At 34.5% G+C, this 25,497-nt stretch carries 22 protein-coding genes; 21 read left to right on the top strand and 1 reads right to left on the bottom strand.

What is annotated here, in order from left to right; genetic code table 11:
• The first annotated feature begins 25 nt into the window (after window positions 1-25).
• From DSM00_RS09920 to DSM00_RS09850, 15 genes are all read left to right on the top strand, one after another.
• Window positions 26-2,329 (top strand): chondroitinase-B domain-containing protein, encoded by a 2,304-nt coding sequence (locus DSM00_RS09920; RefSeq protein WP_128757857.1) that lies wholly within the window; start codon window positions 26-28, stop codon window positions 2,327-2,329.
• 9 nt (window positions 2,330-2,338) lie between these two features.
• Entirely contained in the window at window positions 2,339-4,588 is a 2,250-nt protein-coding gene (locus DSM00_RS09915; RefSeq protein ID WP_128757856.1) for a heparinase II/III family protein, read from the top strand.
• A 7-nt stretch (window positions 4,589-4,595) separates the two neighbouring features.
• Entirely contained in the window at window positions 4,596-6,863 is a 2,268-nt protein-coding gene (locus tag DSM00_RS09910) for an alginate lyase family protein (RefSeq protein WP_241652392.1), read from the top strand.
• Between the two features lie 10 nt (window positions 6,864-6,873).
• The gene (locus DSM00_RS09905; RefSeq protein WP_128757855.1) at window positions 6,874-7,218 is read left to right on the top strand and encodes a cupin domain-containing protein; all 345 of its coding nucleotides are present in this window, start codon (window positions 6,874-6,876) and stop codon (window positions 7,216-7,218) included.
• Window positions 7,219-7,503: 285 nt separating this feature from the next.
• The gene (locus DSM00_RS09900) at window positions 7,504-10,557 is read left to right on the top strand and encodes a SusC/RagA family TonB-linked outer membrane protein (protein WP_128757854.1); all 3,054 of its coding nucleotides are present in this window, start codon (window positions 7,504-7,506) and stop codon (window positions 10,555-10,557) included.
• Between the two features lie 28 nt (window positions 10,558-10,585).
• A complete protein-coding gene (locus DSM00_RS09895; protein ID WP_128757853.1) occupies window positions 10,586-12,007 on the top strand; it encodes a RagB/SusD family nutrient uptake outer membrane protein in 1,422 nt (473 codons plus the stop codon).
• A gap of 18 nt (window positions 12,008-12,025) precedes the next feature.
• Window positions 12,026-12,898: a PKD domain-containing protein gene (locus DSM00_RS09890; protein WP_128757852.1), complete on the top strand. Its 873-nt coding sequence runs from the start codon at window positions 12,026-12,028 to the stop codon at window positions 12,896-12,898.
• A gap of 16 nt (window positions 12,899-12,914) precedes the next feature.
• A complete protein-coding gene (locus DSM00_RS09885) occupies window positions 12,915-13,820 on the top strand; it encodes a polysaccharide lyase family 7 protein (protein WP_128757851.1) in 906 nt (301 codons plus the stop codon).
• Window positions 13,821-14,007: 187 nt separating this feature from the next.
• The gene (locus tag DSM00_RS09880) at window positions 14,008-14,715 is read left to right on the top strand and encodes a FadR/GntR family transcriptional regulator (protein WP_128757850.1); all 708 of its coding nucleotides are present in this window, start codon (window positions 14,008-14,010) and stop codon (window positions 14,713-14,715) included.
• 143 nt (window positions 14,716-14,858) lie between these two features.
• Complete coding sequence (locus DSM00_RS09875) at window positions 14,859-16,136, top strand: MFS transporter (RefSeq protein ID WP_128757849.1); 1,278 nt, start codon at window positions 14,859-14,861, stop codon at window positions 16,134-16,136.
• A gap of 30 nt (window positions 16,137-16,166) precedes the next feature.
• Window positions 16,167-16,928: an SDR family NAD(P)-dependent oxidoreductase gene (locus DSM00_RS09870; RefSeq protein WP_128757848.1), complete on the top strand. Its 762-nt coding sequence runs from the start codon at window positions 16,167-16,169 to the stop codon at window positions 16,926-16,928.
• Window positions 16,929-16,991: 63 nt separating this feature from the next.
• Window positions 16,992-18,002 (top strand): sugar kinase, encoded by a 1,011-nt coding sequence (locus DSM00_RS09865; protein ID WP_128757847.1) that lies wholly within the window; start codon window positions 16,992-16,994, stop codon window positions 18,000-18,002.
• A gap of 12 nt (window positions 18,003-18,014) precedes the next feature.
• The gene (locus tag DSM00_RS09860) at window positions 18,015-18,683 is read left to right on the top strand and encodes a bifunctional 4-hydroxy-2-oxoglutarate aldolase/2-dehydro-3-deoxy-phosphogluconate aldolase (RefSeq protein ID WP_128757846.1); all 669 of its coding nucleotides are present in this window, start codon (window positions 18,015-18,017) and stop codon (window positions 18,681-18,683) included.
• A 452-nt stretch (window positions 18,684-19,135) separates the two neighbouring features.
• The gene (locus DSM00_RS09855) at window positions 19,136-20,170 is read left to right on the top strand and encodes a sensor histidine kinase (RefSeq protein ID WP_128757845.1); all 1,035 of its coding nucleotides are present in this window, start codon (window positions 19,136-19,138) and stop codon (window positions 20,168-20,170) included.
• The gene (locus tag DSM00_RS09850) at window positions 20,157-20,834 is read left to right on the top strand and encodes a LytR/AlgR family response regulator transcription factor (protein ID WP_128757844.1); all 678 of its coding nucleotides are present in this window, start codon (window positions 20,157-20,159) and stop codon (window positions 20,832-20,834) included. Before DSM00_RS09855 ends, DSM00_RS09850 begins: the two co-directional genes overlap by 14 nt.
• On the opposite strand, the gene DSM00_RS09845 is transcribed toward DSM00_RS09850, so the two are convergent.
• Complete coding sequence (locus DSM00_RS09845) at window positions 20,831-21,046, bottom strand: hypothetical protein (RefSeq protein WP_128757843.1); 216 nt, start codon at window positions 21,044-21,046, stop codon at window positions 20,831-20,833. The genes DSM00_RS09850 and DSM00_RS09845 overlap by 4 nt on opposite strands.
• An 81-nt stretch (window positions 21,047-21,127) precedes the next feature.
• On the opposite strand from DSM00_RS09845, the gene DSM00_RS09840 reads away from it, so the two are divergent.
• From DSM00_RS09840 to DSM00_RS09815, 6 genes are all read left to right on the top strand, one after another.
• On the top strand, window positions 21,128-22,045 hold the full coding sequence (locus DSM00_RS09840; RefSeq protein WP_128757842.1) for a helix-turn-helix transcriptional regulator: 918 nt from the start codon (window positions 21,128-21,130) through the stop codon (window positions 22,043-22,045).
• Between the two features lie 325 nt (window positions 22,046-22,370).
• Window positions 22,371-22,718, top strand: a complete 348-nt coding sequence (locus DSM00_RS09835) for a hypothetical protein (protein ID WP_241652389.1) — start codon at window positions 22,371-22,373, stop codon at window positions 22,716-22,718.
• 2 nt (window positions 22,719-22,720) lie between these two features.
• Complete coding sequence (locus tag DSM00_RS09830) at window positions 22,721-23,971, top strand: BAR domain-containing protein (RefSeq protein WP_164916318.1); 1,251 nt, start codon at window positions 22,721-22,723, stop codon at window positions 23,969-23,971.
• Window positions 23,961-24,893: a hypothetical protein gene (locus DSM00_RS09825; protein ID WP_128757840.1), complete on the top strand. Its 933-nt coding sequence runs from the start codon at window positions 23,961-23,963 to the stop codon at window positions 24,891-24,893. The genes DSM00_RS09830 and DSM00_RS09825 overlap by 11 nt, the downstream gene beginning before the upstream one ends.
• Before the next feature lie 45 nt (window positions 24,894-24,938).
• Window positions 24,939-25,145, top strand: a complete 207-nt coding sequence (locus tag DSM00_RS09820) for a hypothetical protein (RefSeq protein WP_206633800.1) — start codon at window positions 24,939-24,941, stop codon at window positions 25,143-25,145.
• On the top strand, window positions 25,142-25,459 hold the full coding sequence (locus tag DSM00_RS09815) for a hypothetical protein (RefSeq protein WP_128757839.1): 318 nt from the start codon (window positions 25,142-25,144) through the stop codon (window positions 25,457-25,459). The genes DSM00_RS09820 and DSM00_RS09815 overlap by 4 nt, the downstream gene beginning before the upstream one ends.
• Window positions 25,460-25,497: the final 38 nt, after the last annotated feature.

Here is a 25,497-nt window from a genome sequence, read left to right as displayed (position 1 = left end):
AAACCAATTTGGTAAACCAGTGTTTATGAATCGATTAATTTACTACATCGTTACCTTAATTCTAACTATTGGCTATTCTGCTGATAGTCTGGCATTTCAGTCTGAAGAATTAGTTTCATCCATTGAAGAATTTAATGCTGCAGTTGACAATGCAGAGCCGGGCTCTGTAATTGTTATGAAGGATGGAAAATGGAAAGACGTGGCCTTAAAATTTACAGGAGAAGGAACTTCTAAAAGTCCCATTACTTTAAAAGCGCAAACTAAAGGAGGTGTTACCATCGAAGGAGAATCGTATCTAGAATTAGGAGGTAATTTTCTAATTGTAGAAGATTTATTTTTCACAAATGGTTATACGCCAACTAATACTGTTATTCAATTTAAAAGTGGTAGACGTATTGCAAATAACTCTACAATAAAAAATTGTGTAATCGAAAATTTCACTCAGCCAGATAGAGATACAGATGATCATTGGGTAGAATTCTGGGGTCGTAATAATGCACTAGATCATTGTTATATAGCGGGCAAATCAAACACCGGTCCTACGGTACGTGTTTATCTTAAAGGGAATGAGCATATAAACAACAGGCATCAAATTGTAAATAACTACTTTGGGCCACGTCCCAGAAAAGGCGGACCGCACGGTGAGACCTTACAGATAGGTGACAGTTATACTTCGATGACACCGTCGTATACAAATATTTCTCACAATCTATTTGGTAGATGTAACGGTGAAGTAGAAATTATATCGAGTAAGTCTAATTTTAATACATTCTCAAATAACGTATTTTTTGAATCGGAAGGTTCGCTGGTTTTGCGCCATGGTAATTATGCTACTATAGACGCTAACTTATTCATAGGAAATGATAACTCATCAAATATAGGTGGAATTCGTGTTATTAATACCGGTCACTGGATTACTAATAATTATTTTTACAAGTTAACGGGAGAAGAATTTAGAGCACCACTTGCAGTTATGAATGGTATTCCAAAATCACCACTCAATCGTTATAATCAGGTAACTGATGTGGTGGTTGCCTATAATACCTGGATCGATTGCGGAATACCGTGGAATTTTGGTGTAGGTTCTAATGTAGATCAAAGCGAAGTATTGCCAGCTTCTGAAATTAGATCTGCTCGTGCAGAGCGTATGCTTGTAGCGAATAACGTTATTTATAGTGATCGAGAAAGTGCAATAACCAGACGTTACGATTCTATAGACGGCGTAACTTTTAAAAACAATACTATAGGAGGAGCTGTTGTAAATGACATAAATGATACTGGCGTTTTATCAAACGCGATAACGATTGAGAAAAAAGGAGATATGCTTTTTATTCCTAAAGAAAAATTAGATGAAGTGCATATGGGTTTTGATTTTGAAACAATCAAAACAGATTTATTTGGAGCCTCCAGAGAAAATCAACCACGTGCAGGAGCTGTTGTAATTGCACCTGAAAAAGGAAGGAAATTAGTAGATTTTTCAAAATATGGGCCTAATTGGTTCGAACCAAAAGAAGAAAATAAAAATATACCGGCTATTACGGTAAGCACTGCTAAAGCTCTTATTGACGCTATAGAAAAAGGAGAGTCTGGAGCTGAAATTTTACTTGAAAAAGGAGAATACATATTTACGAAGCCTTTAGACATTACTAAGAATATCACTTTGAAAGCTAAGAGTGTCAAGCAGAAAGTCAAAATGTCTTTCAATACAGAGGATGCTGCATTTAAAATGCATCCTAACGGTAGACTTGCTCTAGAAAATATTAGTTTAAATGGTACTAACAAGCAAGATGCTATACGTACCCTGGAAAAGCAAATGTCAAGTGCCTATAATATATTTATCACAAATTCTCAATTTGAAAATTTCAAGTCGATCTTACAGACCTCAAAATCTTCATTTGCAGATACGATTCAAATTAAAAATTCAAAATTCATCAATTTTCAAAATGGGATTCAGTTGGCTAATGAAACTGATGATACCGGAGAGTACAATGCAGAGTTTTTAATTGTTGCAAATTCAAACTTTGAAAACTTTCAAAATTCAGTTATAGATTATTATCGTGGAGGTTATGATGAATCTACAATAGGAGGAAATATGATTCTTTCAGGCAATACTTTCAGTCTTTCAGGATTAGCAGACGAGACTAAAATTCTTATTAAGAACAGAGGTATTGTTCACGTAACTGTTTCAGATAACACATTTAAAAATAATTCGGTAGACCTTATTGCTGTTCTGTGGGGAGAGAAAGGGCAAAAGCCGGAGAATAATAAAATTACAAACTCCGGTGAATTTAAGATCGTAGAGAACCTGGAGTTAAAATTAATGTACTAGAGCGTAACTATGAAAAATATCATCTTCTTTACTGCGCTTATTCTCGTTAATTTTGAAAGTTTAGCACAACAGATTCCAAATAATCGAGTTTTGGATATTGCAGAACTTTCTGAGTATTTAAATGAAGATACTAAACAAAAATTACAAGGCGATTCTAAAGTTATTTCTTCGGAAACCTTAGCCGCTTATTTTAGAGAGCAATTTTCTTATGGTTTCTTCTATAATTGGGAAAACAATAATGCACGCTTTGAAGAATATGCCGCGCTCTACGAGGAAAAGGATGCACATGTAACACGCGCTTTAGATCATCAAAATAAATATAAGGCTAACACCGTGTGGCAGTTACCTTTTAATTATAAAAATGGAGAAGCGGTTGATGTCTATGCATTACGTCACTTAGCGAGACAACACAAAATGGTTGATGTTGCTATGCAATATTACTATACAGGAAAAGATACGCTAAAGGTAAATTACTTTAAAGAGCAGTTAAAATCATTGAATACTGCTTTAAAGAACAATAAAGTAGAGACTATAGAAAGCGGTAATGGTATCTATGAAGTATTTAGGTCTGGATATCGAATTTTAAACTGGTTGCAAATACACAATTTATATTTAGGCTCTGAAGCATACTCAGACGAAGACCAGCTTCTTACAATAGCAACGTTATTGCAGCACGCTTCAGATTTATATGAAACGAATGACACATTTCAGGCAGGCAATCACCAAACGCGAGGGATGTCTGCATTAGCAATGTTGTCTATATTATTTAATGATTTTAAGGATGCTGATGCCTGGAGAGAAAGAGCGTTAGATTTATTAGAGCAGCACCTAAACAAGGAGATTAATAAAGACGGTTTTCAGTTTGAGCGCTCAGTACATTACCATATAAGTGATATTGAAAACTATTTTTATGTATATCAATTGGCTCAAAACAACAAAGTGAAATTGAGTGCAAATTTTGAAAACAAGCTGCGCAATCTATTTTCAACACTTGTGAAAATTGCATATCCTGATAAATCTGCTCCTGTTTTTTCTGATGATACAGATGCGCCTTGGGCAGAAAGTAATGATATATCAGGAACTTTGACCTTAGGTTACTTACTTTTTGAAGATCCTGAAATGGGTTATTTTGCAAAGAGTAATGTCTCCTCAAAGATTTATTGGTTTCTGAAAAAAGAACAATTAGATAAATTAAAAACTATAAAAAGTACTAAGCCCTCTTTTGGTTCTCTACAATTACCAGAAACTGGCTATTATGTTATGCGAGGAGGCTGGGATAAAAACGATGCAATGCTTGTTATCTCAGCCGGTCTCGATGCAGAAAAACCAGATCACCAGCATGGTGATATGCTGGGGCTGCAAATTTTTGCAAATGAAAGAGTGATTCTACCAAATTATCAAGTTCGGTATTCCTTAGAAGATTTAGAATTGTTTAAAAATTCTGAAGTAAAAAATGTGTCATTAGTAGATACTCTTTTACAAGGTGTAGATTACAAGTCAAATAAAGGAGGTAGTGGCTTTGGTAAATTTGGGAGCTTGCCTCAACCAGAAACATTGTTGTTTGATTCAACAGATTCCCTTGATGTATATATTGGCAAACATTCAGGTTTCGAAGAAAACGGAGTTGAATATTCTAGACAGGTGTTATTTATTGATACAGATTTCTGGATAGTTAAAGATAATTTCAGTTCGGCTAATCCGCATAACTATAAGCAAGTATGGCAGGGTCACTACACATTAGAAGAAGCTCCGCAGTTATTAAGAAGTTCGTTTGACAATGGCAGTGGATTAGACATTTATCAACTTCAAGAAGTGGATACCGTTTCATTAAGTGGAAAAAGAGGAAAAGAATGGGCTATGCCAAAAGTGAGTGATAGAACCAATTTTAGTTTTGTGACAGCTGTAGTTCCTTTTAAAACCTATCTAGATCGTATAGATGAAACAAGCTCAAAACCAACTATCAAAGACTGGTCTGTTGTTTATACTCCAACATCAAAAGTTGGCATCAAAACAATTCAACTTAATAAAGCGAATAAATCTTATTTTTTCAATGTCATAAACACAACCGTTAGCAACCTTAAATTTGATTTTATTGAACCTGCAGATGTTATAATTGAAAAGGGTTTGCGGGATATTACAATAAGATCGCTAAGTACAAAAGAGATTTTATTTACTTACCAAGATTCTGATAGCAATATAGCTGCAGTTATGAATACTTTAAAAATGGGAGCTTCGATTAAAATCGAAATGAAGAAATAATATAATTATGAGCAAAGTATATATACAATTATTGATTTTCTGTATGTTTTTTAATGCTATAGGGCAATCAAAAAAGCAGGTTTATAATTTTGATAGTAGTTCACATCACGGTTTATTAATTACAAATAAAGGCTTAGAATTAATTAAAGAGAATCTGGGAACAATACCCTTGTTTGATAAATCATTAGCACAAACAAAAGCAGAAATAGATGCCATAATTGTTGAAGAGATAGAAGTCCCTATACCTAAAGACATGGCAGGTGGTTACACCCATACACAGCATAAAAAAAATTATGACGTAGTGCAAAAAGCAGGTGTACTTTTCCAAATATATGGGGATGAGAAGTATGCTACTTACATCAAAGATATGTTTATGGAATACGCTCAAATGTATCCAAAACTGCCATTACATCCAGAAACGCGATCTTATTCCAGAGGAAAGCTATTTTGGCAATGTCTTAATGATGCGAACTGGTTAGTGAATATGAGCCAAGGTTATGATGCGATTTATGACTGGTTATCCCCAAAGGATCGAAAGTTTTTAGAAACCAAATTATTTAAACCTTTTGCATTATTTCTTTCCGTGGAGAATCCGCAATTTTTTAATCGTATTCATAATCACAGTACGTGGGGTAATGCAGCTGTGGGTATGATGGGGCTTGCAATGCGTGATAATCAATTAGTAAATTATGCACTTTATGGTTTGCCAGAAGACAGTATTGATGCAAATGCGGTAGATAATGATGGCGGTCTAATTAAAAAGCCGGGACAAGATGCCGGTTTTATTGCAAATATAGAAGAGGCATTTTCACCAGATGGATATTATACAGAAGGACCGTATTATCAACGCTATGCGATGTATCCTTTTTTAGCTTTTTCTGTGGCGCTAGAAAATACGGTGCCAGAATTAAAAGTACTTGCCTATAAAGATAGTGTACAAATTAAGGCTGTTTATGCATTAATAGATCTTACAGATTCTAAAGGCGGATTTTTTCCTTTAAATGATGGTCAAAAAGGAATGTCTTTTTACAACAATGCCTTGGTCAATAGTGTGGATATTGCATATCACTATGGTTCTAAAGATCCTGAGTTGTTAGCAATTGCAGAAATCCAAAATGAGGTAACCTTAGATGATGCCGGACTGGCTGTCGCATTAGGTCTTAAGCGAAATGAAATTCAGCCCTATCAAAAAAGGTCTGTTAACTTTACTGACGGTCCTAAAGGTAATCAAGGTGGTCTCACAATACTGCGTTCTAAAGAGGATAGTGATTTAGAATTAGTCTTCAAGTACAGTGCTCAGGGTAACAGCCACGGTCATTACGATAAACTTTCCTATTCAATATATGAGAATGGTGATGAGGTGATACCTGATTATGGCTTAGCGCGTTTTGTAAATATAAATTCTAAAAATGGTGGAGGTTATCTAAAAGAAAATACGACATGGGCAAAGCAGACCATCGCTCATAACACTGTTGTGCAAAATGAAACATCTCATTTTAACGGGGATTTCAAAACGGGAAGTTCATTTCATTCCCAACTTCACTTTCAAGATTTGAGCAATGATTTGATACAGATTGTAAGTGCCAGAGAGCATAATGCCTATGAAGGAACAGAAATGCTACGTACAGTAGCAATGTTGTCACCGAAGGAAGGAATGAAACCAATCATTATCGATATATTTAAATTACAAAGTAAGAATGCAAATCAATATGATTTACCATTTTATTATAAAGGTCAGTTAATGGATTATTCTGTAGATCCTGTTTCAGAATCTATACTTAAACCATTAGGAACGTCAAACGGCTATCAACATTTGTGGAAAGAGGCGTCAGCAGTTACAAATTCAGATTTGAGTAAAGTAACTTGGTTGCATAATAACCTGTTTTATACACTAAGCAGTAAGACAAGTGTTGGAGACAGTTTATTATTTGTGAGGCAAGGAGCAAATGATCCAGTATTTAATTTAAGAAGAGAGCCCGGCATCATTATACGGAAATCAAACGCGAGAGATGCTATCTTTGTTAATATAATAGAATCTCACGGAACGTACGATGCTGTAACTGAACGTGCAGAGAATACAGAATCAATAATTGATAAGATCGATATTATACAAAATACCGGCACCTATACCGCTTTAGAAATCACATATAAAGATGATAATAGTAACTTATTAATAATATCAAATTTGAAGGCAGATTCTTCAGAAAAACATAGTTTAACCCTTAATGGAACTTCATACTCATGGGAAGGACCATATTATTTTATTAATCGATAAAGAGAATAGCATGAAAAAATTTGGAGCAAGTAAAGAGTTTTTAATAGGAGATGAAATTGCCTGGGAAACTGTAGGAGAAGGAGTGAAAAGAAAAATTAAAGGATATGATGATACCATTATGATGGTGCAAGTAGACTTTAAGGAAGGTAGCATTGGGCCTATGCATGAGCATCATCACGCTCAAGTAACTTATGTTGTAAAAGGTCAGTTTGAAGTTACAATAGGAGAAGAAACAAAACTACTCAAAGGTGGCGACTCTTTTTACATACCACCACACATAATGCACGGAGCGTTGTGTAAAGAGGATGGAATGCTAATCGATGTATTTAGTCCTATTCGAGAAGATTTTATGTAGATAGTTTGTTTGGTTATTTAAAAACACCTTAGCAATTGCTAAGGTGTTTTTTTTTAGACTATGATTTTCTAAATAATCTCTATTCAAAATCTCCTTAATGCGAATTTAAATGGCCTTTTTTATTAAAAACTAAAAATTTTAACATTAGTGCGTTTTTTTTATGGTTTAATTATATATATATATTTGGGAAACCAATTTGGTAAACCACTTTGGAATACCAATGTAAATAAGTGGATATCAGCTTATTTATAAAGTAGTAATAATTTAAAGAATAAACCTTTTCTTATGAATGTTAAAACTATAACTACTGCGTTTATTATGTTTCTCTGTCAATTTGCATTAATTGCCCAAGAAAAATATATGGTACGTGGTACAGTAACTGCCGCCTCGGACAACAGTCCTGTTCCGGGAGTAAACGTATTAGTATTTGGAACAACCTCGGGGGTTGTTACAGATTTTGATGGTAATTATGAGATCTCTGTATCTGATGATTCACAACTTGTATTTTCTTATGTTGGTTTCGCTACGCAAACGTTATCGGTAGATGGAAGAAAAGAAATTAATGTAGCATTGGCAGACGATGCTCAAAATCTTGATGAGGTTGTAGTAGTAGGTTACGGTACTCGTAAAAAGAGTCACTTAACAGGTGCTGTTTCTAGTGTGGTTAACGAAGACTTGGATCAATTACCTGTATCTCGTGTAGATGATGCACTTGTGGGTCAAATTTCTGGGGTAAATGTACAGGCGACACAAGGGGAAGCAGGTTCTGCTCCAACTATCAGAATTAGAGGTACAGGGTCTCTTACCGGAAGCTCAGATCCTTTGATAGTTTTAGATGGTCTTGTTGTCGATAACGATTTCTTAGGGAGTTTAGATATGAGTGAGGTTGCATCATTTGATGTTCTTAAAGATGCTGCATCTGCTGCGATATATGGTTCTCGTGGAGGTAATGGTGTAATTCTTATTACTACTAAACAAGGTAAAGAAGGTAAAACTGTATTTAGCTATCAAGGCTACACTGGCTTTAAAGAAGCGCGCCAGAGCGATTCTTACTATTTTTCTGTAGCTAAAACTGCCGCTGCAGAACTCGCCGCTACCGGATCGCTTTCACCCAGAACTCAATATATTCAGCAAATAGGAATTGATCAGGATTGGCAGGATATTATATTTGATGGAGGAATGATTGAAAATCATTCACTTAGTGCGCGAGGAGGAAATGAGAATACAAAGTATAGCATCTCTTTAGGTTACTTACACGATGAAGGTGTTTTATTAACAGATGATTATAAGCGTTATAACTTGCGTTTAAAACTTGATTCTGATGTAAGTGATAAATTTAAGATAGGTGGTAACCTTGCGCCATCATATACAAACACAAGAAGATTTGATGGTTCTACGCACGATATCTTACGTCAACCACCATGGTTACCAGTTTACCATGATGCAAATACAATTCAATATGTAGATCGTTCAGTTTATCCTGATGTTCAGATAGGGGATTATGCTGTGCAAAGACACTTTGATAATTATGACTTATTTGGCGACGGAACATTAATTGATATTAGTGATACTTCAAATACCAATCCTGCTGCTAAAGTAATCGAGCGCGATCGTAATGATTACAAATTTAAGCTTAACGGAAACTTTTACGGAGAATATGAATTATATGATAATTTAAAATTAAGAAGTACTCTTTCTGGGGATTACCAAAGTACAAAGCGTGACAGATGGCAAGGTGTCTTATCAAGTAGAAACGGTGCTGCAGACGCTAGTTATGAAGTATCTAATGAGACTCAAATTCACATTGCTTCTGAAACATTTTTAACTTATAACAAAAATTTCGGTGAACATGAATTTGATGCGCTTGCAGGTATCTCTTTTGAAAAGTGGGATTATTCTGGTGAGAGTTCATTAGGAACGGGTTATACTTCAGATTTAATACGTACGCTTACAGCTGCAACTGTATTAACAAATATTGACTCTTATAAATTTGCAGAGCGTTTTCAATCTTATTTTGCACGGGTAAACTACGCATATGCAGACAAGTATTTAGCTTCTGTAAGTTATAGAAGAGATGGTAGTTCAGTTTTTGGATCAGATAACAAGTATGGTGATTTCCCTGCGGTTTCAGTAGGTTGGGATATTGCTCAAGAAGATTTCTTAAAAGAAAGCAATACATTAAGCTCTCTTAAATTTAGATTTAGTTATGGATTTACAGGTAATAAAGATTTAGATACGGGTAGCGATATTATTGACCTGTATCCTTCATTACCTTTATTAGGACCTTCTTCTGCAACTATAGACGGCAGTTTACAATCAGCTTATATTGCTTTAAATATTGCAAACCCAGATTTACAGTGGGAACGTTCTAGAGAATATAATCCAGGTCTTGATTTTGGAATCTTAAACAACAGAATTACAGGATCTGTAGATTACTATAAACGTACCAGTGATCAATTATTACTTTTTAACCCGGTAAGTTCTACTACTGGTTTTAGAAATGCACTTGTAAATATTGGTGAAGTTGTAAATAGTGGTGTTGAATTTGAATTACGTACTCGTAATATTTCAACTCCTAACTTTCAATGGAGTACTACGATTCTTGCATCTATGAATGATAATGAATTAACCGATTTTGCAGATTCTAATGGTCAAATTCAAATTACAGATGATAAGCGTGCTGCAGAATGGATTAACCTTCAAGGCCAGCCAATATCTTCTTTCTACGGTTGGGTTGTAGATGAGGAAATTGCGTTAGAAAATTTACAACAGCCTTATTTTCCAATAGGAGGTGAAGCACAAGATGTATACGTAAAAGATTTAAACGGAGATGGTCTTATCGATGATGATGATAAAACAATATTAGGAAGTCCATATCCAGATTTAGTATGGAGTATATCTAATGATTTTAAAATAGGTAATGTAGATGTTAGTTTCCTTTTTCAAGGAAGTCATGGAGCCGAAGTACGTAATATGGGTGACCAGTATATATTTAATCACTTTAATAGCGGTCAGGATTTCAATGTTCAGACAACTCCTAATCAAGGATTTATTAAGGAAAAAATATTTACAAACTCTATAGTGCAAGATGCATCTTACGTAGCATTAAGAAATGTAAATATTGGTTACAATTTTCCAAAAACTCTTACTTCGAAAATAGGATTAACTGGAATGAGAGTTTATGCTGCCGGTCAAAACCTAATGTATCTAACTGCAGATGATTATACAGGTTTTAACCCAGAGTCTATAGATGATACATCACCTACAACTTACGGGTATCAGCGTGGTGGTTCTCCTATATTCAGAACAATATCTTTTGGTATTAATGCTGATTTTTAAGAATATAAAAAGCAAAAAGAACACGATTATGAAAAAAATATATCCATTTATTCTGCTAATTTTCACCGGACTCTTAATGTCTTGTGGGGATGATTTTCTGGAGCCACTTCCTGAATCTGCAGTATCTTCAGAAAGTTACTTTTCTAATGATGAAGAGATTGAGTCTGGAGTGATAGGTATGTATGATGCAATTCAAGGAATTAATTCTAACAACCTAACAGACAATTTTAGTATTCAGAGAGAATATTATCTTACTGAAATGCGTAGTGATAATACACGTACGAAATCGAGCGAAGGGGAAGCTGCCCAATTTGAAAGCTATACAGTTACAGCGAGTAACGGTATTGTAAGTAATTATTATATAAGTTTCTATGAGATTATTTACCGAGCAAATCTAGTACTGTCAAGTCTGGATGCCGCTTCACCAGAAAAGGCTGCTTCATTTGAAGCTGAAGCAAAATTTGTAAGAGCATATGCATATTTTAACTTAGTTCGTTTATACGGTGATATTCCACTTATAGATCGTTTAATTGGTCCATTAGAACGTGAAATTTCATATACTCGAGTAGAAACTAGCGAAGTCTATAATCTTATTGTTTCTGATTTGCAAACTGCTGTTTCAGGTCTTGATAATACATACAAAAACAGAGCGTCAAAAGCAGCTGCACAAACTTTACTTGCTAAAGTGTATTTAACACAAGGAACAAATTATGCTGAAGCACAAACGCTATTAGAAAGTGTAATAGGAAGCGGGTTTTCACTTGAGCCCAATTTTAAAGATGTTTTCTATACTGAAAATAATAATGAAGTAATATTTGCAATAGGATATACTTCAGATCTTACTTCAGATAGTCAAAATATTTCTGCAGAATGGTTAAACTCTGTAGGTCGTACGAGTGGTGTAAATTATGTAACGGCAGATGCTCGTGAAGCATTAGACAATCTTGGCGGTAGTAGAACACCATATTTATACAGACAAGATGCAGCGCAGCCTACACAATATCAAGTTGCCAAGTACATCCCGAACGGAGATGCAAATTTAGGAATTGCTCCTACTGCAAGTAATCCAGAATTAGCGGGTAACGACTGGATTATTTTACGCTTTGCAGATGTGCTACTTATGCATGTAGAAGCGATTCTTGCAGGTGGTCAACAAACTTCTGCAACTGCCGCAATAAATTCTTTTCAGCGTGTTAGAAATCGTGCAGGTCTAACGACTCCCGTTACTTCAATAACGAAAGAAGATTTACTTGCAGAGCGCCGTGTAGAATTAGCTTTTGAAAATCACCGCTTTTTTGACCTAGTGCGTTTTGGAGCTGCTCAACAAGTTCTTTCAGCATTTTCAGATGCAAACGGATATAGTTTTAATGCTACAGATTTATTACTGCCTATTCCACAAAGAGAAATTAACCTAAGTAACGGTTTGATGTCTCAAAATCCAGGTTACTAAAATTTAAAAATTTATAAGATGAACACTATAAAACAAATAGCCGGTATAAACTTTTCAAAGTTTCTAGTTGCAGGTTGCATGCTATTCGGTTTAACAGCTTGTGATTTTGAGTACGATTTGCCAGAAGAGGGTTCTATAGAAGATCTTACGCCACCCGAAGCAAGTTTTACTGCTTCGCAAAGTGATGCTGATTTTCTAACCTATAATTTTGCAAATTTCTCAGGAAGTGCAACAACTTATGTCTGGGATTTTGGAGATGGTAACACAGCAACAACAGTAGATGCGGTAAATACATATCCAGATGAAGGTACTTATACGATTACTTTGACAGCATCAGATGCTTTAGGTAAATCAGACACTTTTACTTCAGATATAACAATAGTAGAGCCAGAGGCGCCTACAGCAATTACACCAGTTATAGGGGCAGCAGATTTTCAAGATGGACCAGATGTGTGTGGTAGTGGTGATAGTAGAGATTGCTGGAGAATAAGTGGTGGAAGCATTCATCAGACAACATCAGATGGTCGCAATGGTACTCGTGGTGCAAAATACACTGCAGCTAGTTCAAACAGTCCTAGAGTTACTTATCAAGCGGTAACGGTTTCTCCAAATACAAAGTATATTTTGACGGCATATTATGCTATACAATCAGACGGAGATACAGTAAGAGGAACTGTCATTGACGGTCAATTATCTAACTATAGTGAATTTTCTTCAGCTTCTTTATTGGGGCAGACTGTAGGAGATGTAAATGGAGGTAAAGGAAATTTCAACAGATTAGTTGTAGAATTTGGAACTGGAGCAAGTGGAGAGATCTCTATATTATTTGATTCAGGATCAAATGCAAGTGAATCTTATCTGGATGATGTTTCTATAATTCCTGCGGAATAAATCACTATTCGTTACTATGTACTTATATAAATACATACTTATTTTTGCAATACAGCTAGTAGGTGCCACTGCCTGTTCACAAGAGCATGGCCCTATGGTTGTAGAAGAGGAAGTAATTTTAGATCAAAATCAAATAGATGAAGATCGTATAAAACTACCCGATATTGATCTCTCGCATTGGAAGGTTACAATTCCTGAAGGATCAGGAAAGGGAGGCGCCATTAGTGTAGAGCCGCCAGAAATATTGAACTATGCGACAAATCCTGTCTTGAAACCATTTATGTACAATGATTCTACAGCAGGAGCACTGGTTTTTCACGCCTATCCTTCAAACGCGACAACTGCAAATACTAAATACAGCAGATCAGAATTGAGGGAGCAAATGGTTCCAGGTGATGATAATGTTAATTGGACATTTGCGCAAGGAGGGAAGTTAAAAGCCCGCATTGCCATGGAGGAAGTTACTAAAGATAGTGAGGGCAAATACCACCGTGTAATTATTTTACAAATCCACGGGCGTCTTACAAATGAGCAGAAAGAACGTATTGGTCAATCTGATAACAATGCCCCTCCAATTCTTAAGATTTATTGGCAGAATGGAAAAATTCGGGTCAAAACAAAAGTCTTAAAAGATTTAAATGCTTCTGCTGAGGATATTCTTCATGAAGATGCTTGGGATGACGATGAAGGGCACACCTTTGATCAAGAAGTAGGTTTTAAAAAATTCAATATCGAAGTAGACGTATCTGACGGAAAAATGATTGTAAGTCTTAATAATACAGAATTTGCCGTTTATGATGACATCCATATGAAGAAGTGGGGAGTATTTGAAAACTACTTCAAAGCTGGGAATTATTTTCAATCCAGAGATGCGGGATCACATGCTAGTGTAAAATTCTATAAGTTAGAAGTTAGTCACTAAGAATTAAAATTTTAAGTATTTGTTTAAAGTTTGTTTATTAGTTTTTGGAGTCCGGTACCTAGCCTTAACACACGTAAAGTCAAGGCTAGGTTAATGGATTAACTTTTACTTTATAAATCGTTTTATAATACTTAAATTTGATAAACCAATCTGGTAAACCAGTTTAACCTTAAACTTTTTAATGTTTATGAAGATAGAAGCTTTAAATAAAACAGATAATAGAGGGTTACAGAATGATATCATTTCTAAGATAAGAGATCATATCAATTATAAAAATCTAGAGCCTGGTGATAAACTTCCATCGGAGCGCATGTTATCTGAAAAGTTTGAAGTTAGTAGAAGCGCGATTAGAGAGGCGATACAGTCATTAGAGTTTTATGGAATTTTAGAATCTATTCCGCAAAGTGGAACATTTGTAGCAAAACTGGGAGTTACTGCGTTAAATGGAATGATTAACGAGATTTTAAATCTCGAGGAACCTGATTTTAAATCATTAGTCGAAACCAGAATACTTTTAGAATTAAAAACGGTTAGACTAGCTGCTCAACGACGTACCGAAGAGCAATTAAAGCATATGAAGCAGGCGCTTGACGCCTACACTGAAAAGGCCTTGTTAGGTGAGGATGCAGTTCAGGAAGATTTACTTTTTCATCTCGCAATTGCGAAAGCAAGTGGAAATCCAAGTTTAAATACGCTTATGCTAATTATTACTCCTGAAATCATTACAAATTTTGAAAAATATCATGTTTGTGGTGATGATCAAACATTTAAAGGTATTGAAGAGCATAAGTCTATTTTCGAGGCTATTAAGAACAAAGATGTTCAGAAAAGTAAAGAGCTTATGAAGGTTCATTTTAAAAGTCTTTATAAGTATTGCTATAACGTAGATTTATAAGAAGCTTTCAAGTTTTAGTAGTTTAAATACTGCGACTTCAAGCATTTATTTTACAAATTATAAACACTAAATTTTTGAGTATAAAAATTTAGCAAGGATTTTTTTGCCAAATTATTAGGCAATTGTTATAAAATAATTCAAATATGAAAGTAAAAGGATTACGCTGGTGGGTTATCGGGTTGATCTGTTTAGCCACAGTAATCAATTATATAGACCGTACTGCCTTTGGGGTTATGTGGCCAGAAATGGGTAAGGATTTAGGTATGGACGAGTCTGATTATGCCATTATGCTTAATGTATTTATGATCACGTATGCCGCGGGTAAGTTTCTTTCTGGGAAATTATATGATATGATAGGAACCCGTATGGGTTTTGTTGTTTCTATTACCGTGTGGTCTGTAGCTTCGATTTTTCATGCAGTAGCTAGAGGACTAATCTCGTTAACTATATTTAGAGCTTTATTAGGTCTGGGTGAAGCAGGTAACTGGCCAGGTGCTGTTAAGAGTAATGGAGAATGGTTTCCAGTAAAACAACGTGCAGTAGCACAAGGTATTTTTAATGCGGGGGCTAGTTTAGGAAGTGTGATTGCTCCTGTTTTAATAGCTTTTTTATATGGTAAATTTGGGTGGAGAACTACCTTTATAATAATAGGTTTTCTTGGATTAATCTGGATTATTCCGTGGTTATTCATAAACAAAGCAAAGCCTAGAAAACATCCTTGGATTACAGAAGAAGAAAAGAAATTTATAACTCAGGGAAGTATCGAAAATGTTTTTGATATGGACGATGAGAAAGAAAAAGGTTTGAGTCTTGTTAAGATCCTTAGCTATAAAGAATCGTGGGGTGTTTTATCTGCTCGATTTTTCATTGAGCCTATATGGTGGCTTTTTGTAGGCTGGATGCCTTTGTATTTGCATTCAGAATATGATTTTAGCATTGAACAAATAGGCTCTACAATCTGGATCTCTTATTTAGGAGGTATGGCCGGTAGTTTGTTAGGAGGCTGGTATTGCGGAAAGCTAATGGAAACAAAAACTACAGATGCAGCTAGGAAAATAACAATTACCATAGGGGGTGTATTGATTTTCCTAGGTCTGCTCGGTATTATATTCTTTGTTCAACCAGATAGTCCAATGTCATTTATTTATATAACAGGAGTTGTATTATTTGGATTCCAGTTTGCAATAGGTAATATTCAAACCTTATCAAGTGATCTTTTTAGAGGGCCATCAGTAGGTACATTAGCTGGATTAGCTGGTAGTGTAGGTGCTGTTTCGGTAATAATTATGAACTGGTTAATCCCTCAAATTACAGTTCAATCTTACGCTCCGGCGTTTATATTAATTGCGGTATTAGCACCGCTGGCAGTTTTATCGATATTGGTTTTAATCCGTAAGGTGAGACCTGTCGAAGTAGAATAATTTTAATACGATAATTAAATTTTAATAAAGATGAGTTTAAAAGAAAAAGTTGCAGTAGTTACAGGAGCCACAGGTGGAATAGGATTTGCCGTAGCAAAAAAGTTAGGTGAAGATGGGTTTATAGTGGTGTTAAATGGTATAGATGATGAAGCAGGTTCAGAACGTATTGAAGAACTAAAAGCATTAGGAATTAATGCTGCTTATTACGGTTTTGATGTTACTAGCGAAGATGCTGTTGCTTCTAATATAAAAGCAATTGGTGAAAAATATGGAAAAATAGATGTTTTAGTCAACAATGCCGGTGGATTAGGTGGTAGATCAAGGTTCGAAGAAATGACTACAGAATTTTATAGATCTGTTATGGCCCTTAACCTTGACTCTGTATTTTTTGCTTCAAGAGCTGCAATACCTTACCTGAAAAAAGGAGATAACGCTTCTATTATAAACTATACATCTAATGCAGCTTGGAATGCAGGAGGACCTGGAGCAGGTATTTATGGCACTTCAAAAGCTGGTGTACACGCGATTACTAGAGCATTAGCAAAAGATCTTGCTGAGTATGGAATTCGCGTAAATGCGGTATCTCCAGGAACAATTGATACACCTTTCCACGCTCAAATAAAAATGACTAAACCAGAGGTATTTGCTTCCTGGAAGAATAATATATTATTAGGTAGATTAGGTCAACCAGAAGATGTAGCATCAGTAGTTGCATTTCTTGCTGGTGATGGAGCTGCGTTTATAACTGCAGAGACAATTCAAATTGGAGGTGGTCAAGCTTTAGGTATTTAATGCCTGTTTTTTAAAATAAAAACAGAACTTTAGAATCTAAACTTAAAATATTAAAGTCGTCTTATGAAAAAGATAGTGACTTTTGGAGAACTTATGATGCGCCTGGCCACACAAAACAATGAACGGTTTGGTCAGGCGCGTTCTTTAGGTTTAACTTATGGGGGAGGCGAATTTAATGTAGCAGTATCACTCGCTAATTACGGGTTAAATGCACAATTTGTTACGCGCTTGCCTAATAATGATTTAGGTAAAAGTGCTCTAGAAGAAGTTAATAGATTTCAAGTAAACGCAGATCATATTTTATTTGGAGGTGATCGTTTAGGTGTTTACTTTTTAGAACAAGGCGCAGGACTTCGTGCTAGTAGTGTTGTTTATGATAGGGCTAATAGTGCTTTGGCAACTGTTGAAACTAACACCTTTGATTGGCAGACAATTTTTAAAAATGCAGATTGGTTTCATTGGAGCGGGGTAACTCCTGCATTATCTCAAACTGCTGCAGATGTAACCTTAGAAGCTATTAAAGTCGCTAAGTCAATGGGTGTCAAAATATCTTGTGATCTTAATTATAGATCTAAACTTTGGCAATACGGAAAATCACCAAGTGAAGTTATGTCAGAATTACTAGCATACAGTACGGTAATTTTGGGAGATATCGATACAGCATATTTTATGCTCGGAAAGGAAAAGGTGAATCCAGACTATACAGCAACTAACGAACTTGCAAATTTATACAAGCCCTTATTTGAGCATTGCTCGAATCTCGATTACGTTGCAACCAGCTTGCGTAATTCGATTAATACATCTCATCAGCGCATCGGAGGGATTCTATTTGACGGAGCGCAATTATTTACATCAAAAAGTTACGAAGTATCTTATGTAGTTGACCGCGTAGGTAGTGGAGATGCTTTTATGGGAGGATTGATTTATGGTTTAAATGAATTACCAGCTCAGGAAGCTATTAATTTTGCCACTGCAGCTTGTGTATTAAAGCATACCATACCAGGCGATTTAAATCGAGTTAGCGTTAACGAAGTAGAAAAATTAACAACTGGCGGTGGAGATGTTCAACGCTAAATTTATAAACTAATGAGTACTCATACACGCATCGAAGTAGCTTTGGCTTTAAAATCTAATGGTTTTGTGCCGTTATTCTATGATGAGAATATAGAAAATTGTAAAAAATTAATTACCGCCTGTTATTCGGGAGGAGCTCGTTTGCTAGAATTTACCGCGAGAGGAAATTTTGCTCATGAAGTATTTAATGAAGTATCAAAGTTTATAAAGTCTAATTATCCAGATATGTATTTGGGAGTAGGATCAATTACGGACGGGGCAGCTGCATCATTGTATATGCAAATGGGAGCAGATTTTATTGTAACTCCGGCATTGCGGGAGGATATAGCAGATGTTTGTAATAGGCGTAAAGTATTATGGTTGCCAGGATGTGGCTCATTAAAGGAAATTAATGATGCCGAAGCCTTAGGCTGTGAGATAATTAAGTTATTCCCGGGATCTATCTATGGACCTGAATTTGTTAAGGCAGTAAGAGGCCCGCAACCCTGGACCTCAATTATGCCTACCGGTGGAGTGACGCCAACTTCAGAAAATTTAAAATCCTGGTTTGATGTGGGGGTTACTTGTGTAGGATTGGGTTCTCAATTAATTGGGAAATCTTCTGACGGTACTTACGATTATCAGGGTATTGAAACCAAAGTGAAGGAAGTAATTAAAATAATAAGTACACTTAGAAATTAGCTCTATTAATTTCTAAGTTTTTACCGTGATGATCCCTTTGTTTGTAGATCCATTCCATTAAAATTTATACAGTATTTCATTTTCTTTATTCGATCACACTCCTCCCTATAAAAAACTGTCAAAGTATTTTTATAACACTTCCCAGCATTTGCATTTTATATTTTTCAGTTAAATCCAAAGTAAACTTCTACGGCCTTAATTTTAATTTCTGAAGAAAGATTCAGAATGACATTTTAAATGAGTTTTTGCAAGTGGATTTTAGAATTGCAGCTTCTCAATTTTGCATCTTTAAAATCGTTATTTTATATATTAAATTCGGCTACCACAACTATCTGTCAATGAATAGTAGTTTTAAGTGAGAGCGACATGGCATTAAGTGAAATAGCCTATAGACGTTGGTAACGTAGCAAATTCTTAAGACCGATTAAATATTATTTCGCTTTATTTGTTCTATGAAGAAGATAACTAGACTCATTGCTCAGTTAATTTTATGGGGTGTGGTATGGCTTGTTATGTGGCAGGGAGAGGATAAAGCACCCCCTTTTTTAAGAGAGAATTTACCTGCCTACATAATGCAAATTGTGGTACTCTCGCTATTGGTTTACGTGATAGCTCCTAAAGTATTATTCAAAAAAAAATACTTCCTATTCTTCGGCATAACAGTGGGTATTTTATTGCTTACAGCTTACTTGTCAAGTATAGTAGTGGTAGCCCCCAATTTAGACAGAATGCCACCACCACCTGGACGTGGGGGATTTCCTCAATTTCATGAGCCACCATCTCAATTTTTTATACATAGTTTAATGATTGCAATAGCCTATAGCATTGCTACCAGTATCGAGTTATTTATTTATGTTAACGAGAAGGAAAAGGAAACAATAAAACGGAAAAACGAGAGTCTTCAAACGGAACTAAAACTCCTTAAGTCCCAAATTAATCCGCACTTTTTATTTAATGCACTGAACAATATTTATTCAATGTCTATAATGCAATCTTCAAAAACATCTGAAAGCATTCTGGATCTTTCAAATATGTTGCGTTATGTACTTTATGAATGTGAGCAACCTGAAGTGTTCTTAGAAAAAGAGATTGCGTATATTAAGGATTACATTAGGCTTTTTACACTTAAAAGTAGTCAGGAATTTGATATTAAACTGGATGTAAATATTCAAAATCACACTTTAAAAATTGCACCGATGATTTTGATACCGTTTATTGAAAATGCATTTAAGCACGGAAATATTGAAGCTCGAGCGGGTTCTTATATAGTTATAGGAATTAAATCAGAATCAAATAAGATCAATTTTAAAGTTGAAAATAGCCTTCCTAAATCACCTAAACAAAAAGATAGCGTAGGCGGTATAGGATTAGTAAATGTCAAGAAGCGGCTAAAAATTTTATATCCTAATACCCACGAGCTGAACATTAAGGCTGCAAATTCTAGTTATTCAGTACAATTAAATATTGAAGTGCATGAAAACAATTAGTTGTATTATAATTGATGATGAGGAGCTTGCTCGCACGCTATTGGCTACTTACGTTGCTAAACTGAGTTATCTCAAAATAAAAGGCTCTTTTGAAAATGCACTTGATGCTCTTCCTATAATAAAAAACGAAAAAGTGGATCTGGTGTTTCTTGATATACAGATGCCAGAAATACGTGGTACAGATTTCGCAAAATTACTTCCTGCTTCAACACAGGTTATATTTACAACTGCGTATTCAGACTATGCAATTGAGGGTTTTGAATTAAAGGCACTCGATTATTTACTTAAACCAATTCGGTTTGAGCGATTTGTTGATGCTGTTAATAGAATGGAAATGTCTAAAACTTCTGAAGAAACAGATTTTATAACTATTAAATCTGGATATGATTTAAACAAAGTAAAACTCTCAGATATTCTATATGTAGAAAGTGAAAGTGAATATGTCATGTTTTATCTAAAAAACCGGAAGATTTTGAGTTACCTATCTCTTAAAAAACTAGAAAATACGCTACCTCCAAATTCATTTATGCGTGTTCACAGATCATTTATCGTAAATGTAAATCACGTATCTGGTTTGAAAGGTAGGGACTTGATAGTAGGAGAAAAACATATCCCAGTAAGCACACGTTATTATGAACAAGTCAAAAATGAAATGTTTAATTAATCTTTATTTTTAAGTAGTTCATCAATGCTTTCTAAAGACTGTCCTAAAATTTTTTCTATTTCCCATTCGATTACTGCCTGCTCGTATTTTTGAAAAGAGATTGAAATAGCTTTTATCTCACATATTAAATCTTTACTTGTTTTAAGTTGTGCTTTCAAGAGTTTTAATTTCACTTTTCGGTCTTGAAGCAGCAATTTCATCTTAGTATTCATAGTTCTTATTTTCAATAAAATTAAAAAAGAATACCGTCATTTTATGTCGGTATAAATAGTATTTTTATTAAAATTTATAAGATGAGCACCTACGATAAACTATCCCGATTGGGCAAAATTGTTAGTTTAATAAAAAATAATGAAGGTATTAGTCAGGCCGATATAATGAAGCGTTTGTATCCTGATGTAGATTCTAATCCCAAATCTAAGAGAACACTAGAGCGGGATATAGCTGCCATTCGTAATGAATTTTTTATACAAATTGATTATAATCGTTCACTTCAAGGATATACAATAGATGATAGTGCTCTTAATGAAACCTACGAGTTTTTAAAATTGGTTGAATTTGCCAACGTAGGCCAGTTACTTCAGGATGGTAAAACAGACTTGCGTAAGTTTTCAGATATTGTTGAGTTGGACGATTCTTCAATTTTCAAAGGAATTGATCTTTTGAAAATTATAATTAATGCTATTCAGCAAAAGCAAAATATTCAATTTAAGCATATAAATTATTGGGAGGAAAGCGAGAAAGAATATACTATAACCCCTCTCAAGATTAAAGAATATTTAAACCGCTGGTATGTGATAGGGGTTCCGTTTAAAATGAATGAAATACGCACTTTTGGTATCGACCGACTTAAAGATTTGACAATTACCAACGGAAAAACTGTAAAGTATAAAGACTTTGAGGACCAGCTTAATAACTTCCATAATATTATTGGTCTTAACTTTAATGAAGGTGATGGAAAAATTAAATATATTAAACTGAAAGTTTATCACAAGCACCTGAAATATTTACGCAGCCTGCCATTACACAGTTCTCAAACTATTGATTGGAAACATGGTCAGGAACATGGTATTGTAACCTATCGGCTTATTCCTAATTATGAATTGAAAATTCAAATATTAAAAATGCACTGTTTTACTGAAGTACTTGAACCAAAAGAGTTACGTGAAGAGGTTAAAATTATGCTTCAGGAAGCTTTAGAACAATACTAATAAATTATGTACGTCACAAAGTGGCGGTATCCATTTTTACTTTTGAATCAATAATTAAAATTAGATCTAAAATCTCGAAGACTCATTTTTTTAAATTTTATACACACTACAGTTATCCTCGTCGATAATACTATAAAATAATTCTTTTAATAGGTACTGAGAAATTGACTTGTAGGTAGTTTGAAAAATATATATCTGGCTTAAATGAGGAAATCTGTAAAAAACTTGTTCTATGAAGTCTTTTATTTGAATGTCGAACAATTAAATAAATAATTTTATGGTTATTAATGCCGAACTAAAAAGTCATTTTTTAAGATTATATCAAATGGCTTTCGCTGATGATAATTTTAACGTCTTAGAAATGCAAATGCTTTACAAATTTGCTGAAGAACGTGGGTTTACAAAGGACCAGCTTAATGAAGTGCTTTTAAATCCTTCTCACAACTCGGCTATCCCTGAATCTTTGGACGTGCGTGTAGAATACCTTTATGATTTAGCTGTTATGATCTGGGCAGATAATAAGGTGACAGAGGATGAGTATATAACTTTAAAAAAATACTGTAGAAGGTTTGAATTTTTAGATGAAAACATTACAGAACTAGCAGACTATTTACTAGAGTCAGCAAAGAATAAAGTTTCTAAGGAGGAGCTAATAAAAACCATAAACTCTTAGTTATGAAAAATTTATTCAAACTTAAGACGACTCTCATTGAACATAAAGTAGAAGAAAATATTGATGAGGCACGTGAGCAGGATAGAATAACCTATTATCAAAGTGGCTATGGAGCATCTAAAAAAGCCAGTGGAAATGCAATAACTCTAGGAATCTCTTTAAATAACCTTTTTAATTCATTTGAGAATCTTTGTCGTAAACAATTAAATGAGCAGAAGAGATTAAAACAGCCATACGTGGAGGAACAAGAAAGAAAAAGAACAGAGTTTAAAAAAAGAGAAACTGCTCGCAGTATTTACGAAGAGCAATTAAGGGATTTAGAAAAAAATATAGATACTTATAAATTTGAAATCGTCGATGTTAAACAACATCCAGATAAGTACGGTATAGATTCAGATAAAAGACCTAAAGCTCAATTCTATATTGGTTTAATTCTTCTTTTGCCCATTACTATTTACTTATTTGTATTTTATATATCGGCGTCTTACTCAGGTTTCTTTAAAGATTTTGAGACTGGTAGTTTAACAGCGGCAATTTTTGATGCTGATGCACTTGGAAAGGCAATTAATGATGGTTGGTTAGAAGCTGTGTTTGTAGGTACAATACCTTTTGTATTTATGGGATTAGGTTATCTAGTACATATGTTTCAAAAAATAAAAGGGTGGCAAGCATTCTTAAAACTTGGTCTGCTGTTTATTCTCACCTTTATTTTTGATATTATTTTAGCTTATTTGATTGAAAAGAAGATTTTTCAATTTGATGCTGTTTTGGGAGAATCTTTTACACCTCAAATAGCAATTGAGAGCGTAAATTTTTGGGGAATTATTTTTGCCGGTTTTGTAGTATACGTTATTTGGGGTCTCGTTTTTGACTTTGTTATGAAAGAACACGAAAATGTAGACAAAATAAAATTATTTATTAAAGGCAAAAATGAAGAAATTAAAAATGCAATTTTAAAAAAAGAGTCTTTAAACATACAGATAGACGAAATAGTACAAGAAATTACAGTTATTAAAGGTTCTATAGATGAATTACAATCAAAAATAGACGGATTTATCTTTCCTGTTAAAGAGTACTTACATTATCATTATCAATACGTTGAAGGATGGTATCAGGCAATAAATTCAGAATTACAGTTTCCTATTAAACAGATTGATGAATTACGTGATGCGTGTGAGATTGTTGCTAAGCAGCATATAGAAAATTTAAGTCTTAAAAATGCCGAATTTCAAAATTTGATCTATGAGAATTAATAAGCAAAACAAGAGGTCTTATATACTATTCTTTGCAATGTTGAGTGTAATTTTAATTAGCTCCTGTGGTAAAAGTAAAGAATCGGATAATAGAAGATCATCAAGTGAAGATGCACAAGTTGATACCAAGAAAAAAGGAACAGAAAATCTTAACATTAGTTTTCTTTTGGATCTTTCTGATCGTATAAGTCCAAGTAAATTTCCTAATGAAACCATGGATTATTATAAGAGAGATGTAGCTTATATCAAATCTGTAGCCGAAGCATTTGATCAACACTTAAGAACAAAGCGCGTACGAGAAATGAATGATCGCATTCAGGTTTTTTTTGATCCAGAGCCACAAAATCCTAGCATAAATAGTATTTCAAGCGATCTAAAATACGCTGTAATTCGCACTAATGCTAGTATACAACTCTTAGATAATATTAAAGAGGTATATGCTACAAGGCCATTAGAAATTTATAACCTAGCAATAGAAGATGATCAATACGTAGGATCAGATACATGGAAATTTTTTAATAGTAAAGTTAAAGACTATTGTATTGAGGACGGCTATAGAAATATCTTGATTATCTTAACTGATGGATATATCTATCATAAAGATACCAGGCGATTAGAAGGTAATAAGACTACGTATTTAACGCCACAAACAATAAGGGGCAATGGTTTAGTTAAAGCAGACTGGGGAGACATTATCGTGGAAAAAGAGTTTGGTTTTATTCCTGCAATCTCAGGTTTAGATAATCTAGAGGTACTTGTTTTAGGTATAAACCCTGATCCTAAAAATTCGTATGAAGAAGATGTAATTAAATATTACTGGAAAGATTGGTTTGATGAGATGGGAGTTAAGAGACATAGTATCAAAAATGCAGGATTACCCTCAAATATGGATAAGATTATTAAAGATTTTATATTGAAATAGGTATCATGTTGCGATTTTGTCAAATATGAAAAGAGTGCCGAAAGTTTGGATCGGGCAGTTACCAATATTGAAGGCATTAGCGATGGGGGAGTAGCCCTTATCGCTTACGGAAAATTACAACTTGAAGATGTGTCCAAACGCGGGGGTCTAGAAATCGAAAACGGACTCCTGCGTTATTGCGAACTCGATACGCTGGCGTTGGTAATGATCTTGGAATATTTTAGAGAAGTAATTAAACCGTTAAATAGATGAGAACATTTAGATCTGATAATTTCAACGAACTAAAAGCTCGTTTTGAAGAAATAAAAGAAGAGTTTGATAAGGGAAATGACGACCACGAACAGATTTATGATTTGGAGGAACGTCTAAACCATTTTGAATATTCAGGAGAAGCCCAACGCAGATGGCAAGAATTAGAAGCTCTAAAAAGAAATATTAAAAACTTTAAGGAGGAGGAGAGTTTTTACAACGCAGAAGCAGAACTAGACCATATGTTCCCAGATCGGCACGATGAGGATTTTGATGAAGACTCTATGTCTTGGGATAGTGTTTTTGGAGATGAATAATTTTATATCAATTGTTTTTCATCTGAAAGAGGTGATAA

Source organism: Leeuwenhoekiella aequorea (genome assembly GCF_004104375.1).
Lineage (GTDB): Bacteria > Bacteroidota > Bacteroidia > Flavobacteriales > Flavobacteriaceae > Leeuwenhoekiella > Leeuwenhoekiella aequorea.
This window is presented reverse-complemented; position numbering and strand designations above follow the sequence as displayed.

Coding starts and splice junctions, on each gene's coding strand:
- DSM00_RS09870 (WP_128757848.1), top strand. CDS start 16,167: ATGAGTTTAAAAGAAAAAGTTGCAGTAGTTACAGGAGCCACAGGTGGA.
- DSM00_RS09840 (WP_128757842.1), top strand. CDS start 21,128: ATGAGCACCTACGATAAACTATCCCGATTGGGCAAAATTGTTAGTTTA.
- DSM00_RS09850 (WP_128757844.1), top strand. CDS start 20,157: ATGAAAACAATTAGTTGTATTATAATTGATGATGAGGAGCTTGCTCGC.
- DSM00_RS09875 (WP_128757849.1), top strand. CDS start 14,859: ATGAAAGTAAAAGGATTACGCTGGTGGGTTATCGGGTTGATCTGTTTA.
- DSM00_RS09825 (WP_128757840.1), top strand. CDS start 23,961: ATGAGAATTAATAAGCAAAACAAGAGGTCTTATATACTATTCTTTGCA.
- DSM00_RS09890 (WP_128757852.1), top strand. CDS start 12,026: ATGAACACTATAAAACAAATAGCCGGTATAAACTTTTCAAAGTTTCTA.
- DSM00_RS09920 (WP_128757857.1), top strand. CDS start 26: ATGAATCGATTAATTTACTACATCGTTACCTTAATTCTAACTATTGGC.
- DSM00_RS09900 (WP_128757854.1), top strand. CDS start 7,504: ATGAATGTTAAAACTATAACTACTGCGTTTATTATGTTTCTCTGTCAA.
- DSM00_RS09845 (WP_128757843.1), bottom strand. CDS start 21,046: ATGAATACTAAGATGAAATTGCTGCTTCAAGACCGAAAAGTGAAATTA.
- DSM00_RS09865 (WP_128757847.1), top strand. CDS start 16,992: ATGAAAAAGATAGTGACTTTTGGAGAACTTATGATGCGCCTGGCCACA.
- DSM00_RS09860 (WP_128757846.1), top strand. CDS start 18,015: ATGAGTACTCATACACGCATCGAAGTAGCTTTGGCTTTAAAATCTAAT.
- DSM00_RS09880 (WP_128757850.1), top strand. CDS start 14,008: ATGAAGATAGAAGCTTTAAATAAAACAGATAATAGAGGGTTACAGAAT.
- DSM00_RS09815 (WP_128757839.1), top strand. CDS start 25,142: ATGAGAACATTTAGATCTGATAATTTCAACGAACTAAAAGCTCGTTTT.
- DSM00_RS09905 (WP_128757855.1), top strand. CDS start 6,874: ATGAAAAAATTTGGAGCAAGTAAAGAGTTTTTAATAGGAGATGAAATT.
- DSM00_RS09855 (WP_128757845.1), top strand. CDS start 19,136: ATGAAGAAGATAACTAGACTCATTGCTCAGTTAATTTTATGGGGTGTG.
- DSM00_RS09830 (WP_164916318.1), top strand. CDS start 22,721: ATGAAAAATTTATTCAAACTTAAGACGACTCTCATTGAACATAAAGTA.
- DSM00_RS09835 (WP_241652389.1), top strand. CDS start 22,371: ATGGCTTTCGCTGATGATAATTTTAACGTCTTAGAAATGCAAATGCTT.
- DSM00_RS09910 (WP_241652392.1), top strand. CDS start 4,596: ATGAGCAAAGTATATATACAATTATTGATTTTCTGTATGTTTTTTAAT.
- DSM00_RS09895 (WP_128757853.1), top strand. CDS start 10,586: ATGAAAAAAATATATCCATTTATTCTGCTAATTTTCACCGGACTCTTA.
- DSM00_RS09915 (WP_128757856.1), top strand. CDS start 2,339: ATGAAAAATATCATCTTCTTTACTGCGCTTATTCTCGTTAATTTTGAA.
- DSM00_RS09885 (WP_128757851.1), top strand. CDS start 12,915: ATGTACTTATATAAATACATACTTATTTTTGCAATACAGCTAGTAGGT.